The 1,078-nt window shown below is 67.0% G+C and carries 1 pseudogene; it reads right to left on the bottom strand.

Annotated features, from left to right (window positions below):
- Positions 1–26: 26 nt before the first annotated feature.
- Positions 27–1,006, bottom strand: a pseudogene (locus ABZ664_RS39425) (IS5 family transposase).
- Positions 1,007–1,078: the final 72 nt, after the last annotated feature.

Raw genomic sequence — 1,078 nt, 5'->3', positions numbered from 1 at the left:
CTAGGGCCTGTACGGACTTCGGATCTTCAGGCGGGTTGAAGGCTTCGAATCCACAAGATGGCTCCGCGTAGATGAAGGCCGGCGAGGTAACTTTCGGGGGTCTTGTCGGAGCGGAAGGCCAGTCCGCGCCATTCCTTGATCCGGTTGATACAGCGTTCGGCCGTGTTGCGCTGCTTGTAGAGCCCTGGATCATGGCTGACCGGGCGACCGCCACGGGAGCCGCGGTTCTTGCGGTTGACCGCCTGGTCGGCCTTTTCGGGGATGACGGCTTTGATGTGACGCCTGCGCAGATAGAGGCGGTTGCCGCGGGAGGAGTAGGCCTTGTCCGCGGCCACCGCGGCCGGGCGGGTGCGTGGGCGACCGACGGGCAGGCGGATCTTGATCCGGGCCAAGACGGTGCGAAACTGTGGGCTGTCGCCAGCTTGGCCCGGGGTCAGGACGAACGACAGCGGACGGCATCGCCGATCGGCCGACAGGTGGACCTTGCTGGTCAGCCCGCCCCGAGAGCGGCCCAGCCCGGCCGCCGTCAGTCGTATTCGGCGCCGCCGTCGTAACCGCCGACGTTCGTCCCCGGGTTCGCCGGGTTCGCCGTTCTGAGGGTTTTGCCCCTTTGGTGCAGCCCCTTTTCCTGTTCGGCGGCTTTCTCCAGCGCCTGCAGCAGTTCGGGGTCCACGACCATCCCGGCGGAGTGGTGGTGGGCGCGGGCCGTGGTGGAATCCACGCTGACCAGGTCAAGGTCGGCCTGCCCGCGGGCAGCGGCCTCGGCGATCATCGCCTGCATCAGCTCCTCGAAGACGCCCGTCGTCGCCCATGAGCGGAAGCGGTCGTAGGCCGTGGACCACGGCCCGTACTCGGCGGGCAGATCCCGCCACGGGCTGCCGGTACGAAACCGCCACATCACCGCATTGAACTGCTGCCGCAGGTCCGGGATCGGACCGCGCTCACCCAAGGGCAGATGAGGATCGATCAAGGACCATTCGTCATCGGTGAGGTCTCCACGCGCCATGACGATGGCCTACCAGGACGACAAACCACCGCGCAGGCAATCCCGCTGATCTCAACCCCGTACAGGCCCTAG

The sequence above is a fragment of the Streptosporangium sp. NPDC006930 genome (assembly GCF_040635605.1).
Taxonomy (GTDB): domain Bacteria; phylum Actinomycetota; class Actinomycetes; order Streptosporangiales; family Streptosporangiaceae; genus Streptosporangium.
The sequence above is the reverse complement of the archived record's forward strand: the minus strand, read 5'-3'. Positions and strand labels throughout refer to the sequence as shown.